Here is a 14,323-nt window from a genome sequence, read left to right on the forward strand (position 1 = left end):
ATCCTCAAGCGGCGCGGCGGGCGCCGGCATGTCCGTGGGAGAGAAAAGCGTTCACGGCGCGGTCCAGGCCCAGCGGCATGGCCTGCACGCGGCGCGCGCCCAGCAGCTTGAGGCGCGCCTCGAAAGCCGGTCCGTCGTGCTGGTCGAAGGTGACGACATGGGTCAGGCCGTCGAGCTGCTGCACCTGCAGCACGCCCTCGAGGTCGCGCAGCTCCGGCGCCTTGAACGGGAATTCGGCCACCCACAGCTGCACCCGGCCGCAGAAGTCGTCCGGGCCGCTCATGTAGCGCAGGCTACCGCGCTCGAGGATGACCAGGTTGTCGGCCACGCGCTCGATCTCGTCCATCTGGTGCGAGCAGTAGACGATGGTGGAACCGTCGTCGACGCTGGACTGGAGCATGGCCTCGAGGAAGGCGCGCTTGGCGACCACGTCCAGGCCCAGGGTCGGCTCGTCGAGGATCAGCAGCTCCGGGCACTGGGCCAAGGCCAGCGCCAGGTTCAGGCCGGCGCGCTCGCCGCGCGAGAGCTCGCCCACGCGCTGCGCCGGCAGCACGTTGAAGTGGGACAGCACCTCGTCGTAGCGCGCCGCATTCCAGGGCTGTGCGCCGGCGGCTTCATAGTGGCGCTGCTGCATGCGCATCAGGTCCCGCACGCGCATCCAGGTGGGCAGGGTGTGCTCCTCGTTGACGAAGCCGATGCGGCCGCGCACGGCGGGCGTCAGCGTGGCGCAGTCGTGGCCCAGCACGCGCGCGCTGCCGCTGCCGGCCGGCTCGAAGCCCAGCAGGACGCGGAACAGCGAAGACTTGCCGGCCCCGTTGGCGCCGACGAAGGCGTGGATGCCGCCGCGCGGCAGGCGCAGGCTCAGGTGATTCAGGGCCAGCTTGCCTTTGTAGCGCAGGCACAGGCCTTCGGTTTCGATCACGTAATCACTGAGATAGTCGCTCATGCGGTTTTCTTGGTGGCGTAGTGGGAAAGCTCGCCCGCGACGCGGTCGAGGATGGTGTCGCTGGGGTAGTCGAGGCCGATGACGTCGCCGACGAAGCGGTCGACCGCCTCGTCCAGGCGCCGTTCGCGCTCGGCGTCCGACAGGCGCTGGCGCTGCTCGGCGACGAACAGGCCGAGGCCGGCGCGCGACAGCAGCCAGCCTTCGGCCGTCAGCTCGGCATAGGCCTTGGCGACCGTGTTCGGGTTGACGGACAGCTGCTGGGCCAGCCCGCGCACGCTGGGCAGCACATCGCCCGGCAGCAGCTCGCCGCCGGCGACCAGGCGTTTGATGCCGTCGGCGATCTGGCGGATGATGGGCCGCGGATCGCCGGTGACGATCTGCAGCATCAGGGGAGCACGTCGATTCATGTGGCACTCACTGTACTAGGACAGATAGTACAGTAGCACCGGGCCGGGCCGTGGTCAAGATGTTAATCACAGGGCGAATTGCGCTATAGTGGATGTGACAGCGAATCCGTATGGAGGCCCACATCCATGGATCATTTTCTCTTCAGCCTGGCCGCACTGGCCTGCCTCGCCTGTCCGGTGACGGCTGCGGCCGAGACGCCCGAGGCGGGCTGGCCGAGCCTGCAGGCATCCTACTACCGCGGCAAGACCCTGGAACCCGCGCCTTTCATCCGCCTGACGGCGCCCACGCGCGCACCCAGCGGCGAGCAGGTGCCTTTCGCCTTCAGCATCGACCACCCGATGACCGACAAGCGGTACATCAAGTCGGTTTCCATCTTCGTCGACGGCAATCCGGTGCCCCTTACCGCCGTCTTCCACCTCGGCCCCCAAAGCGGCAAGGCGGAAATCTCGACCCGCATCCGGCTCGAGTCCGACTCGCCGGTGCACGTCGTGGCCGAATCGAACGACGGCCGCCTGTATGTGAACGCAGTGACGGTCAAGGCCTCGGGCGGCTGCAGCGGCCCGGCCACCGGCGATGCGGCAGCGGCGCGAGTGGGCGCGGGAAAAATGAAGCTGGCCCTCGAAGGGCCCTACAAGCCGGGCGAAGTCAACCGCGCGACGCTGCTGATCAGGCACCCGATGGCGACCGGCATGCAGCGCGACCTGAACTCGCATGGCTTCCGGCCGGCCTATTTCATCGACAAGATCGACGTCAGCTACAACGGCAAGCCGGTGATGTCGGCGGACACCACCATCGGCGTCAGCGAAAACCCGTCCATCCGTTTCGGCTTCCTCGCCGACAAGCCGGGCGCCCTGCAGATCGTCGCGCACGACAATGAAGGCGGCACCTTCCGCCAGTCGCTGGATGTCGGAGGCTAGGTGCGGCGCCTGCTCCGCACGCTCCTGCTGCTGGCCGCCGCTGCAGCCTTCCACGTCGGCGCGGCGCCGCTGCGGGTCGAGCAGGTCGCGCCGGGCGTCTGGGTGCACATCGGCCAGCACAAGGATTTCGAGGAAGGCTACGACGGCGATATCGCGAATATCGGTTTCGTGATCGGGTCCGAGGCTGTGGCGGTGATCGATACCGGTGGCTCGTATGCGGTCGGCCAGGCGCTGAAGGAAGCCCTGCGCGCCGTCACCCGCCTGCCGGTGCGCTACGTGATCAATACGCACGCGCATCCCGACCACCTGTTCGGCAATGCCGCCTTCCTCGACGCCGGCGCGCCGCCGCAATACATCGGCCATGCGCGTCTGCCCGCGGCGCTGGCCGCGCGCGGTGACGTCTACCTGCGCAATCTGAGCGCGCAATTGGGCGGCGCGGCCGACAAGAACAGGCTGATCGCAGCGACACGAACCATGCAGGACCGGCTGTCACTCGACCTCGGCGGCCGGAAGCTCGAGCTGAAAGCCTGGCCGAAGGCGCATACCGACAATGACCTGAGCGTGTTCGACACCGCCAGCGGCACATTGTGGACCGGCGACCTGCTCTTCATCGAACGCACGCCGTCCGTCGATGGCGATCTGCAGGGCTGGCTGACTGCCATGGACGCGCTGGACAAGACGCCGGCCGCCCTGACCGTGCCCGGCCACGGCCCCGTGACCCGCGACAAGCACGGGGCCATCGCCGGGCAGCACGCCTATCTGACGACCCTGCTGCGCGACGTGCGGGCCGCCATCCGGCGCGGCGCCGGCCTAAGCGAGACCATGGAGACGGCGGCGGCGTCCGAGCGGCCGCGCTGGCAACTGTTCGACGCCGTCAACCGCCGCAACGTCAATGTCATCTATCCGGCGCTGGAATGGGAGTGAGCATGCGCAGGCGTGATTTTCTCGAGTTGGCACTGGCTGGATCTGCCTGGCCGGCAATCGCGCGGGCGGCCGCCGCTGGAGCCAACGGTGCGCGGCATGGCAGCATGGGACGTGTGGTCGTCGTCGGCGCAGGTTACGGCGGCGCGACGGCGGCCAGGCACCTGCGCATGCTGAGCGGCGGGCGCATCGAGGTCATCCTCGTCGACCAGAACGCCCAATTCATCTCCTGCCCCGTCAGCAACCGCGTGCTGGGCGGCCAGAAAACACTGGAGCAGCTCACCTTCGGCTACGATCATCTGCGAAAGAACCATGGCGTCCAATTCATGCGCGGCGGCGTCACCGCGATCGACGCCGACAAGTCGCAGCTCGTGGTGAACGGTAAAAAGCTTCACTACGACCGCCTGATCGTCGCACCAGGAATCGACTTCATCTACGACGCCTTCCCAATGCTCGCCAAGGCCCTGGAGCAGATTCCGCATGCCTGGAAAGCCGGCGCACAAACGCGCATCCTTCACAATCAGCTGCTGGCCATGCGCGACGGCGGCGCCTTCACGATCGTGGTGCCGCCCCAGCCCTACCGCTGTCCGCCCGCGCCCTACGAGCGCGCCTGCCAGGTCGCGTACTACCTGAAGACCCACAAGCCGCGCTCGAAAGTGATGGTGCTGGACGCGAATCCTGTGATCACGTCGAAGCGGGTGCTGTTCGAGCGCGCGTTTCGCGAACTCTATCCCGGCATGATCGAGTACGTGCCGGGCAGCGAACTGCAGCAGGTCGACGTGGCGACGAAAACCGTCAGGACCGGCTTCGACACCGTCAGATCGGACGTACTGAACATCATTCCGCCCCAGCGGGCCGGGCGCATCGCCCAGGATGCCGGCCTGGCCAAGGTGGAGCGGCGCTGGTGCGAAGTCGATGTCCTGAGCTACGAGTCGAAGGTCCTGCCGCGGGTCCACGTGCTCGGCGATGCCATCGAAGCCGGCCTGCCCAAGTCCGCCCACATGGCGAACGCTCAGGCCAAGATCTGCGCGCGCGCCGTCGTGGCGCTGATGCAGGGCGAGGCGCCCGACCAGGCGCCGGCCTTCGCCAACACCTGCTACAGCTTCATCGACGACCACCAGGCCATGCACATCTCGACCCTCTACCGCTACGATCCGGCAAAGCACGGCATGCAGGCCGAAGGAGCCGGCGTGCTATCGGAGCGCGCGTCGGCGCAGGAAGGAATCGATGCGAATGCGTGGGCCCGGCAGATCTGGGCCGACACACTCGGTTAATCAGACCCCCGGCAGCCGGTAATCCCTGAACTGCTCGCGCAGCTTGTTCTTCTGGATCTTGCCGGTGCCGCCGATCGGCAGGCTGTCCACGAACACCACGTCGTCCGGCATCCAGAAGCGCGCAATCTTCCCTTCGAAGAAGGCGAGGAGCTCCTCGCGTGTGACCTCGACGCCAGGCCGGCGCACCACCACCAGCAGCGGCCGCTCGTCCCACTTCGGGTGCGCCATGCCGATGCAGGCCGCCTGCAGCACGCCCGGGTGGGCCACCGCGATGTTCTCCAGGTCGATCGAGCCGATCCACTCGCCGCCGGACTTGATCACGTCCTTGCTGCGGTCGGTGATCTGCATGAAGCCGTCCGGGTCGATGGTGGCGACGTCGCCGGTCGGGAACCAGCCGTCCTGCAGGACGTCGCCGCCCTCGCCCCTGAAATAGCTGGCGATGATCCACGGGCCCTTGACCAGCAGGTGGCCGAAGCTGTGGCCGTCCCAGGGCAGCTCCTGGCCGTCGTCGTCGACGATCTTCATGTCGACGCCGTAGATGGCGTGGCCCTGCTTCTGCAGGATCTTGCGCTGCTCCTGGGCCGGCAGCTTGCGGTGCTTGGCCAGCAGGCCGCCGGTGGTGCCGAGCGGGGACATCTCCGTCATGCCCCAGCCGTGGATGACCTGCACATTGAATTTGTCGATCAGGGTGTCCATCATCGCGGGCGGGCAGGCCGAGCCGCCGATCACCGTGCGGCGGAAGGTCGAAAACTGCAGCCCATTCTGCAGCGCGTAGTTGATCAGGCCCAGCCAGACAGTCGGCACGCCGGCCGAGAAGGTCACGCCCTCCTGCTCGAACAACTCGTACAGCGACTTGCCGTCCAGCGCAGCGCCCGGGAAGACCATCTTGGCGCCGGACAGCAGCACGGAATACGGCAGACCCCAGGCGTTCACATGGAACATGGGCACCACCGGCAGCACGGTATCGATGGCGCCCACGTTCAGCACGTTGGGCAGCGCCGAGGCATAGGCATGCAGCACGGTCGAGCGGTGCGAGTACAGCGCGCCTTTCGGGTTGCCGGTCGTGCCCGAGGTGTAGCACAGCGAGGCCGCGGCGTTCTCGTCGAACAGCGGCCACTCGTAATTGCCGTCGCTGGCCTCGATCAGCTCCTCGTAGCACAGGAGATTGGCAATCTTGGCCGACGCCGGCATATGCGCGCGGTCGCTCATCAGCACGAAGGCTTTCACGCCCGGGCAGTGCGGCGCGATGGCTTCGACGAGCGGCAGGAAAGTCAGGTCGAAGAACAGGTATTGGTCTTCGGCGTGGTTGACGATGTAGGCGATCTGCTCCGGATGCAGGCGTGGGTTGATGGTGTGCAGCACCGCGCCCGAACCGGACACCGCGTAATACAGCTCGAGATGGCGGTAGCCGTTCCAGGCCAGGGTGCCGACCCGCTCGCCCATGCCGACGCCGCGCGCAGCCAAAGCCTTGGCCATGCGGCGCGCGCGCGCTTCGCAATCCCGGTAGGTGTAACGGTGCAAGTCCGGCAGGTCCGTTTCGACGCGGCGCGACACGATCTCGCTACTGCCGTAATGCCGCGCAGCAAAGCGAATGATGCTGGAGATCGACAGCGGCTGGCTCATCATCTGGCCCATGACGGGGCTCTGCGGATAGGACTGCATCTTCTCTCCCAGGAATGTTTGCGGCTGAGTTTGAAACGACCGTGCGGAAAGCGTCAACGGATTTCGATGCTGCAATGCACCACGCGCTCGCGATGCAATGGTTACCGAATGTAAGCTGCATGGTCCGCACACGAGCGCGCACTTAGAATCGCGCCGTGTGAGTTAGAATCCGGACAATTCCCCTTCTGGCTCTGACTATAAAGGAACCGCCATTCGCGCTGACGACCTGCCTTTCGACAATTCCTTCGCCGAATTGCCGCCCGCGTTCTACACGCGCCTGATGCCGACGCCCCTGCCCGCGCCCAACTTCGTTGCGGCCAGCGGCAAGGCCGCCGCATTGGTCAGACTCGATCCGGAAGTCCTGAAGCAGGACGATTTCGTCGCCGTCTTCAGCGGCAACCACGTGCCGCCGCGTTCGCAACCCCTGTCCGCCGTGTATTCGGGCCACCAGTTCGGCCACTGGGCCGGGCAGCTGGGCGACGGCCGCGCCATCCTGCTGGGCCAGCTGGACGGTCCCGAAGGCCCGATGGAGCTGCAGCTGAAGGGCGCCGGCATGACGCCCTACTCGCGCATGGGCGACGGCCGCGCCGTGCTGCGTTCCTCGATCCGCGAATTCCTGTGCTCTGAAGCCATGGCCGCGCTCGGCATTCCGACCACGCGCGCCCTGATGCTGACCGGCTCGCCGCAGCGGGTCGTGCGCGAAACCATCGAGAGCGCCGCCGTGGTCACCCGCATGGCGCCCTCCTTCGTGCGCTTCGGTTCCTTCGAGCACTGGCACTACCGCGGCAAGCAGGACGAGCTGCGCATCCTGGCCGACTACGTGATCCGCGACTTCTATCCGCATCTGCTGGTGGCGCCGAATCCCTACCTTGAGCTGCTGGCCGAAGTCACGCGCCGCACCGCGCGCATGATCGCGCACTGGCAGGCGGTCGGCTTCATGCATGGCGTGATGAACACGGATAACATGTCCATCCTCGGCCTCACGCTCGACTACGGCCCCTTCGGCTTCATGGAAGCCTTCGACGTCGACCATATCTGCAACCATACCGACCAGGGCGGCCGCTATTCCTATTCGAACCAGGTGCCGGTCGGCCACTGGAACTGCTATGCCCTCGCCAACGCCCTGCTGCCGCTGATCCAGGACAAGGAAGCCGCCGAGGCCGCGCTCGACGGCTATATCGACGCCTATGGCGACCAGTTCGACGAACTCATGCACGCCAAGCTGGGCCTGACGGCCACCCGGGACGGCGACAAGGACCTGTTCGACGCCATGTTCAAGCTGATGCACGAGAACCGCGTCGACTTCACCCAGTTCTTCCGCCGCCTGGGCGAACTGCGCGTCGACGTACTCGACAGCGACCGCGTCGAGGCGGATGCACCGCTGCGCGACCTCTTCCTCGACCGCCCCGGCTTCGACGCCTGGGCCGTCGATTACCGCGCCCGCCTGCGCCAGGAAAACAGCGAAGACGGCGCCCGCAGGCTTGCGATGCACCGGGTCAACCCCAAATACGTGCTGCGCAACTATCTGGCCCAGACCGCGATCGAAAAGGCGCAGAACGGCGACTATGCCGAAGTCGACAAGCTGCTCGCGATCCTGGAACGCCCCTTCGACGAGCAGCCGGAAAACGAAAGCTATGCGGCGCTGCCGCCGGACTGGGCGTCCCACCTCGAAGTGAGCTGCTCTTCCTGACCCCTTCATATTAGTACCAACGACGATCATGACCGAAAAAGTGAGCAAGACCGACGCCGAATGGCGCGCCCAGCTGGACCCGATGGAATACCAGGTGACCCGCCACGCGGCAACCGAACGCGCCTTCACCGGCAAATTCTGGGACCACCACGAGCACGGCATCTACCACTGCGTGTGCTGCGACACCCCGCTGTTCGAATCCGACGCCAAGTTCGAATCCGGCTGCGGCTGGCCCAGCTACTTCCGCGCCCTCGATCAGGACAATGTGATCGAGAAGGTCGACCGCACGCACGGCATGGTGCGCACCGAGATCATTTGCGCGGTCTGCGACGCCCACCTGGGCCACGTGTTCCCGGACGGCCCGCCGCCCACGGGCCTGCGTTATTGCATCAATTCGGCCGCGCTGCGCTTCGAACCGGCATAATACGAATTTTCCACGAGCTGCATACGCATGAAATTCCTGTTCGACCTGTTCCCGGTCATTCTCTTCTTCGCCGTCTTCAAGATTGCCGACGGCAATCAAGAGGCCGCGCACGCCCTCGCCGCCCAGACCCTGGGCTGGCTGGTATCCGGCGGCGCCGTGACGGCGGCGCAAGCCCCGATCATGCTGGCCACCGCGGTCGGCATCGTCGCCACCGTCCTGCAGATCGCCTACCTGCTGCTGCGCGGCCGCAAGGTCGACGGCACCCTGTGGCTGTCGCTGGGCGTGATCGCCGTGATGGGCGGCGCCACCATCTACTTCCATGATGAGAAATTCATCCTCTGGAAACCGACCATCCTGTACTGGGCCTTTGCGCTCGCCCTGTTCGTCGGCCAGGTCGGCTTCGGCAACAACCTGGTGCGCAAGGTGATGGAAGCCCAGATCAAGCTGCCGGAATCGGTCTGGCCCAAGGTCAACTACGCCTGGATGACCTTCTTCGCCCTGGTCGGCGTGCTGAACCTGTTCATGGCCTTCGTCGTCTTCAAGGACAATTTCAGCGCCTGGGTCAGCTTCAAGCTGTTCGGCGTCACCGGCATCTTCTTTGCCTTCATCGTCATCCAGACCCTGATGCTGTCGAAGCACATCCAGGAGCAGGAGCAGGGCCAGGGGGACGCATGAGCACCGGCGAACAAGTCAACGAGCGCGCCGAGCGCATCCGCTCCCTGCTGCAGGCCGCGCTGAGCCCGTCCAGGCTGGAGGTCGGCGACGATTCTCACCTGCACGTCGGCCATGCCGGCGCGGCCTCCGGCGGCGGCCATTACAGTGTGAAAATCGTTTCGGAACGCTTCGAAGGTCTGAGGCTCGTCATGCGCCATCGGCTGGTGTATGATGCCGTGCAAGGTATGATGCATACCGACATTCACGCACTGGCGATCACCGCCATTGCACCATCAGAACTGTCGAGCCAGCTGCCTTCAGGAAGTCTTAAGTAATCTGTTCGAAAATCTGCTACGTATTACAAGAACTAATCCAATCTCGTCCAAGCAACCCCCTCACAGGAACCACCATGACTTTTAAGCCAGCACGGCTGCTGTTAGCCCTGATCGCTATCGCCGCGTCCTTCGCAACTTCGTCCGCCTTCGCCCAGAACCTCGCCGTCGTCAACGGCAAGGCCATCCCGTCCTCGCGCGCTGACCAGATGGTCAAGCAGGTCGTGGCACAGGGCCAGGCAACCGATTCGCCGCAGCTGCGCGAAGCGATCAAGAAGGACCTGATCGCCCGTGAAGTGATGATGCAGGAAGCCGTCAAGCAGGGCTACGACAAGAATCCGGAAGTCAAGCAGGCGCTGGAGAACGCCCGCCAGACCATCGTGATCAACGCCCTGGCCAAAGACTACGTGACCAAGCACCCGGTCAGCGACGCCGAAATCAAGGCCGAGTACGACCGCTTCACCAAGCAGACCGGCGACAAGGAATACCACGTGCGCCACATCCTGGTCGAAAGCGAAGCCGACGCCAACGCCATCATCGCCAAGATCAAGGGCGGCGCCAAGTTCGAAGACCTGGCCAAGCAGTCGAAGGACACCGGCACCGCCAACAACGGCGGCGACCTGGATTGGGCAGCACCGGCCTCCTTCCCGCCGGAATTCGCAGCCGGCTTCACCGGCCTGCAAAAAGGCCAGGTGACCGAGAAGCCGGTCAAGACCCAGGTCGGCTACCACGTCATCAAGCTGGACGACGTCCGTCAGGCGAAACTGCCGACGCTGGATGAAGTCAAACCGCAGATCGCCGATGCCCTGACCCAGCAGAAGCTGGCCTCCTACCAAGAGGAAATGGTCAAAAAGGCAAAGGTGCAGTAAGATGTTGCATCACCGGCGGCGCACCAGCCGCCGGTTTTCGTCGCCTTGCGACTTTTGTGTTTAGATAGGATCGAATAAATGATTGTGAAGCCAGCCCGCCTGTTGTTAGCCATGACCGCGATGGTAGTCCTGCCGTCGTTCGCACAAAACGTCGCGACCGTCAATGGCAAGCCCATCCCCGCGGCCAAGGTCGACCAGGTCGTCAAGCAAGTCGTCGCCCAGGGCAAGGCCACCGATTCGCCGCAACTGCGCGATGCGATCAAGAAAGACCTGATCGGCCGCGAAGTCCTGATCCAGGAAGCCGACAAGCAAGGCATCGGCACCCGTCCGGAAGTCAAGAACGCGATCGACAATGCCCGCCAGAGCATCATCATCAATGCGATGCTGGCCGACTACATCAAGAAGAACCCGGTCAAGGACGCGGACATCACCGCCGAGTACAACAAGTTCAAGTCCCAGGTCGGCGACAAGGAATACCACGCCCGCCACATCCTGGTGGCTACCGAAGACGAAGCCAAGGCCATCATCGCCAAGCTGAAGGGCGGCGCCAAGTTCGAAGAGCTGGCCAAGCAGTCGAAAGACCCGGGCTCGGCCAACAATGGCGGCGACCTGGACTGGGCAAACCCGGCCTCCTTCGTGCCTGAGTTCTCGAAGGCCATGACCTCGCTGCAAAAAGGCGCGATCACCGAGACCCCGGTGAAGACCCAGTACGGCTACCACGTGATCAAGCTGGACGACACCCGCGCAGCGAAGATCCCGCCGCTGGAAGAAGTCAAGCAGCAGGTCGCAGAACAGCTGCAGCAGCGCAAGCTGGCAGCCTTCCGCGAACAGCTGATGGCCAAGGCCAAGATCCAGTAATCGGATCTTCCTGACCAAGAAAGCGCTCCTGTTGGAGCGCTTTTTTTTGAATCCGCCATGTCTCCTCGCCGCGGCCGTACGCTGCCGCTCCGCCACCTGCTCGTCCTGCTGACGGCGATCGGCCTGCTGCCGCTCGCCCTGCTGGGCATCTGGAGCATTCACGTGGCCAGCGAATACCGCCAGCGCGAGCAGGAACGCGCCTTGCTGGACATGGCGCGCGCCCTGTCCAGCGCGGTCGACGCCGAACTCGACTCCTCGGTTGCAGCACTGTCGACCATGGCGCAGAACCAGGCGATGCTGACGGGTGACGTGCGCGCCTTCTACGACATCGCCGTTGCGCAGGCCAGGACACAGCCGGAATGGCTGGGCGTGTTCCTGGCCGACCAGGACGGCAAGATCCTGTTCCGCACCAATGTACCCTACGGCGCCGAGGCGCCTCCCGTGGCCGACCTGGACAGCCTCCAGCGCGCCCTCAGCCTGCACCGCGCCGTGGTCGGCCGCATTGTCCGCGGCAAGGGTGGACGCCCCGCCGTCCCGGTCCGCATCCCCGTCACGGATGCCCGCGGCCATGCCTTCGTGCTGAGCGCCGTGGTCAAGCCGGACCGCATCCTGCGCGTCATCGCGCGCCAGCAGGCGTCCGCCGACTCCCTGATCGCCGTGATCGACGCCTCCGGCCACATCGTCGCGCGTTCGAAAAACCAGGAACGCTTCGTTACCCAGCCGATTACGCCGGCCCTGCGCGAGCTCATGAGCAAGAACGGCCTCGAAGGAGCCGGCCCGACGCTCACCAAGGAAGGCGACCTGGTGGCAACCGCCTTCACCAGCATGTCCCGCTACGGCTGGACTGTCGTCACCAACACGCCGATGGCCGCCCTGCGCGCCGGCTTCTTCGAAGGGATCTCGGTCTACGCTGCCGGCGTCGCCTTCTCGCTGGCCATCTGCATCGCCCTGGCCTACTGGCTGTCCAACCGCATCGTCGGCGCCTTCAATGGCCTGCGACGCGCCGCGGCGGCGCTCGGCGCCGGACGGCCCGTCAGCGTGCCGCAAGCCCGCATCCGCGAACTCGGCCGCATGGGCCGCGCGCTCGAAGCCGCGGGCCGCCAGCGCGCGCGCCGCGAGGAGGAGCGTTCGCGCCTGCTGGCCTCGCTGGAACAGGCGCTCGAACAGGCGCGCGAAGCCGGCCAGGCCAAGGACGAATTCCTGGCCGTGCTGGGCCACGAACTGCGCAATCCCCTCAGCCCGATTGTCGCCTCTCTGGACTTGATGGACATGCGCGACGAGCCCGGCGCGCGGCGCGAGCGCGCCATCATGCGGCGTCAGGTCACGCACTTGAAACGCCTGGTCGACGATCTGCTGGACGTATCGCGCATCGCCTCCGGCAAGCTGCAGCTGGAGCTACGCCCGCTCAACCTGGCCGAGACCGTGCGCCATGCCGTCGCCGCCCTGCCCGGCCACGCCCTGAGCCTGGAGGCGCCGGACGCCGTCTGGATCCAGGGCGACGACAGCCGCCTGGTCCAGGTGCTGAACAACCTGCTGTCGAACGCCGCCCGCTTCGGCAGCACCGCCACCCGCGTCTCCCTTATCAACGACGAAGCCGCCGGCCTGGCGCGGCTCTCGGTGCAGGACAATGGCATCGGCATGGATGCGGCCCTGCTGTCGCGCATCTTCGAACCCTTCTACCAGGCGCCGCAGCAACTGGCGCGGCGCACCGGCGGCCTCGGCCTGGGGCTCGCGATCGTGCGCAAGATCGTCGAGCTCCACGGCGGCGGCGTCAGCGCCGAAAGCGAGGGCGCGGGCCGCGGCAGCCGTTTCGAGGTAGTGCTGCCGCTCGGCGCCGCGCCCGCCCGGGCAGCCTCCGCCGAACCGGCGGCCGATCAAGGCGCCTGCGCCATCCTGCTGGTCGACGACAACGAAGATGCCGCCGCCGGCACCGCCAGCCTGCTGCGCCAGCTGGGCCACACGGTAACCGTCGCCCACAACGCGGCCCGGGCCCTGGCTGCCGCCCGCACGGCGTTTTCGACCGAGCTGCCGGCGGTCGCCATCCTCGACATCGGCCTGCCGGACATGGATGGCTACGCGCTCGCGCTTCTGCTGCGCCGCCAGCACGGCCCCGCCCTGCGCCTGGTCGCCCTTTCGGGCTACGGCCAGGAAGCCGACATCGAACGGGCGAAGCAGGCGGGTTTCGACCTGCACCTGACCAAGCCGGCCTCGCTCGACGATCTGTTGCGCGCCACCGAACTCGCCGCTTCGCCCCTCAGCGCCCCTCCAGCGCCTTGAGCGCCTTCTCCAGCGCCCGTATCTTGGCGCGCAGCGTAGACAGGTTGCGCACCAGCGCCGCACTGCGTTCCCACTCCGCGTTCGGCGCGATCGGATAGAAGCCCGTATAGCGGCCGGGCTCGGCAATCGAGTTCGACACCAGCGTGCCAGCCGTGATGTGCACGTGGTCGGCGATCGTGATGTGGCCGTTCACCATGGCTGCGCCGCCGAAGGTGCAGTATTTGCCGATGATGGCGCTGCCGGCCACGCCGACGCAGCCGGCCATCGCCGTGTGCGCGCCGATGCGGCAGTTGTGGCCGATCTGGATCTGGTTGTCGAGCTTGACACCATCCTCGATGACGGTGTCGTCCATTGCGCCGCGGTCGACGGTCGTGCCGGCGCCGATGTCAACGTCGTCGCCGATCACTACGCGGCCGGTTTGCGGAATCTTGATGTAGACGCCCTCGTCCACCGCAAAGCCGAAGCCGTCGCTGCCGATCACGGCGCCGGAATGGACGATGCCGCGCGCGCCGATCACGCAGCGTTCCAGGAAGCTGGCGTTGGCGAAGAAGTGGGTATGCTCGCCCACCACCGCCTCGCGGCCGATTAAGCAGCCCGCATCGATCACGGTACCGGCCTTGATCAGCGCGCCCTCCTCCACCGTGACGTGGGGGCCGATGGTGGCCGACGGGTCAACCTGCGCGCTCGCGTGCACGGCGGCCGACGGGTGGATGCCGGGCGGCGGCGCCACGAAAGGCAGCAGGAACTGCGCGGTGCGTGCAAAGTAGGCGTAAGGGTTGGCAGTGACGATGCGCGCGCCTTCATAGCTCGCCGCCACCTCCGGTTCGTCCAGCGGCGACAGGATCAGCGCACCCGCACGGCTGTGCGCCGCCTGGGCGCGCAGCTTCCCGTTGCCGAGGAAGCTGATATCCGCCGGGCCGGCACGCTCGAGCGGCGCGATGCCGCCGATCTCGAGGTCCGGATCGCCATGTAATTGTCCGCCGAAACGCTCGACGAGTTCGCCCAAGCGCATTCCCATGCCGTCGACCTCCGCGTTTGTCCATGCAAGGTTTGGACAGCAGGGCCGCGAGCCCGGTTCGAGCTCGGGGCTT

At 66.1% G+C, this 14,323-nt stretch carries 14 protein-coding genes; 10 read left to right on the top strand and 4 right to left on the bottom strand.

The features are described 5' to 3' along the window. Window positions 1-4: 4 nt before the first annotated feature. Both AC07PE_RS12360 and AC07PE_RS12365 read right to left on the bottom strand, forming a co-directional pair. Window positions 5-946: an ABC transporter ATP-binding protein gene (locus AC07PE_RS12360; RefSeq protein ID WP_498764683.1), complete on the bottom strand. Its 942-nt coding sequence runs from the start codon at window positions 944-946 to the stop codon at window positions 5-7. Then, complete coding sequence (locus AC07PE_RS12365; RefSeq protein WP_498764685.1) at window positions 943-1,353, bottom strand: GntR family transcriptional regulator; 411 nt, start codon at window positions 1,351-1,353, stop codon at window positions 943-945. Before AC07PE_RS12365 ends, AC07PE_RS12360 begins: the two co-directional genes overlap by 4 nt. Before the next feature lie 126 nt (window positions 1,354-1,479). Here AC07PE_RS12365 and AC07PE_RS12370 point away from each other — a divergent pair, with 126 nt between their 5' ends. Genes AC07PE_RS12370 through AC07PE_RS12380 form a run of 3 tightly spaced genes read left to right on the top strand, consistent with a single transcriptional unit; the run spans window position 1,480 to window position 4,466 of the window. Beyond that, window positions 1,480-2,271, top strand: a complete 792-nt coding sequence (locus AC07PE_RS12370; protein WP_498764688.1) for a quinoprotein dehydrogenase-associated SoxYZ-like carrier — start codon at window positions 1,480-1,482, stop codon at window positions 2,269-2,271. After that, a complete protein-coding gene (locus tag AC07PE_RS12375; RefSeq protein ID WP_498764690.1) occupies window positions 2,272-3,195 on the top strand; it encodes a quinoprotein relay system zinc metallohydrolase 2 in 924 nt (307 codons plus the stop codon). It begins immediately after the preceding gene. Window positions 3,196-3,197: 2 nt separating this feature from the next. After that, window positions 3,198-4,466, top strand: coding sequence for an FCSD flavin-binding domain-containing protein (locus AC07PE_RS12380; RefSeq protein ID WP_498764692.1), 1,269 nt, complete (start codon window positions 3,198-3,200; stop codon window positions 4,464-4,466). Here AC07PE_RS12380 and AC07PE_RS12385 read toward each other — a convergent pair whose 3' ends face one another. Further along, window positions 4,467-6,128, bottom strand: a complete 1,662-nt coding sequence (locus AC07PE_RS12385) for a 3-(methylthio)propionyl-CoA ligase (protein WP_498764694.1) — start codon at window positions 6,126-6,128, stop codon at window positions 4,467-4,469. Between the two features lie 211 nt (window positions 6,129-6,339). Here AC07PE_RS12385 and AC07PE_RS12390 point away from each other — a divergent pair, with 211 nt between their 5' ends. From AC07PE_RS12390 to AC07PE_RS12420, 7 genes are all read left to right on the top strand, one after another. Next, window positions 6,340-7,818 carry a protein adenylyltransferase SelO gene (locus tag AC07PE_RS12390; protein ID WP_498764786.1) on the top strand — a complete coding sequence of 493 codons (1,479 nt, stop codon included), beginning with the start codon at window positions 6,340-6,342 and terminating at the stop codon, window positions 7,816-7,818. Between the two features lie 28 nt (window positions 7,819-7,846). Next, the gene (gene msrB / locus AC07PE_RS12395; protein ID WP_498764696.1) at window positions 7,847-8,242 is read left to right on the top strand and encodes a peptide-methionine (R)-S-oxide reductase MsrB; all 396 of its coding nucleotides are present in this window, start codon (window positions 7,847-7,849) and stop codon (window positions 8,240-8,242) included. A gap of 27 nt (window positions 8,243-8,269) precedes the next feature. Beyond that, window positions 8,270-8,917, top strand: a complete 648-nt coding sequence (locus tag AC07PE_RS12400; protein ID WP_498764698.1) for a septation protein A — start codon at window positions 8,270-8,272, stop codon at window positions 8,915-8,917. After that, on the top strand, window positions 8,914-9,231 hold the full coding sequence (locus tag AC07PE_RS12405; protein WP_498764700.1) for a BolA family protein: 318 nt from the start codon (window positions 8,914-8,916) through the stop codon (window positions 9,229-9,231). Before AC07PE_RS12400 ends, AC07PE_RS12405 begins: the two co-directional genes overlap by 4 nt. A gap of 74 nt (window positions 9,232-9,305) precedes the next feature. After that, on the top strand, window positions 9,306-10,097 hold the full coding sequence (locus AC07PE_RS12410; RefSeq protein WP_498764702.1) for a peptidylprolyl isomerase: 792 nt from the start codon (window positions 9,306-9,308) through the stop codon (window positions 10,095-10,097). Window positions 10,098-10,175: 78 nt separating this feature from the next. Then, window positions 10,176-10,955 (top strand): peptidylprolyl isomerase, encoded by a 780-nt coding sequence (locus tag AC07PE_RS12415; protein ID WP_498764704.1) that lies wholly within the window; start codon window positions 10,176-10,178, stop codon window positions 10,953-10,955. Between the two features lie 57 nt (window positions 10,956-11,012). Then, window positions 11,013-13,232, top strand: a complete 2,220-nt coding sequence (locus tag AC07PE_RS12420; RefSeq protein WP_498764706.1) for a hybrid sensor histidine kinase/response regulator — start codon at window positions 11,013-11,015, stop codon at window positions 13,230-13,232. On the opposite strand, the gene lpxD is transcribed toward AC07PE_RS12420, so the two are convergent. Further along, window positions 13,210-14,250, bottom strand: a complete 1,041-nt coding sequence (gene lpxD, locus AC07PE_RS12425) for a UDP-3-O-(3-hydroxymyristoyl)glucosamine N-acyltransferase (RefSeq protein ID WP_498764708.1) — start codon at window positions 14,248-14,250, stop codon at window positions 13,210-13,212. The two genes, AC07PE_RS12420 and lpxD, sit on opposite strands and share 23 nt — an antisense overlap. Between the last annotated feature and the right edge of the window lie 73 nt (window positions 14,251-14,323).

It is taken from the genome of Telluria sp. GW821-FHT07G12 (assembly GCF_059418525.1).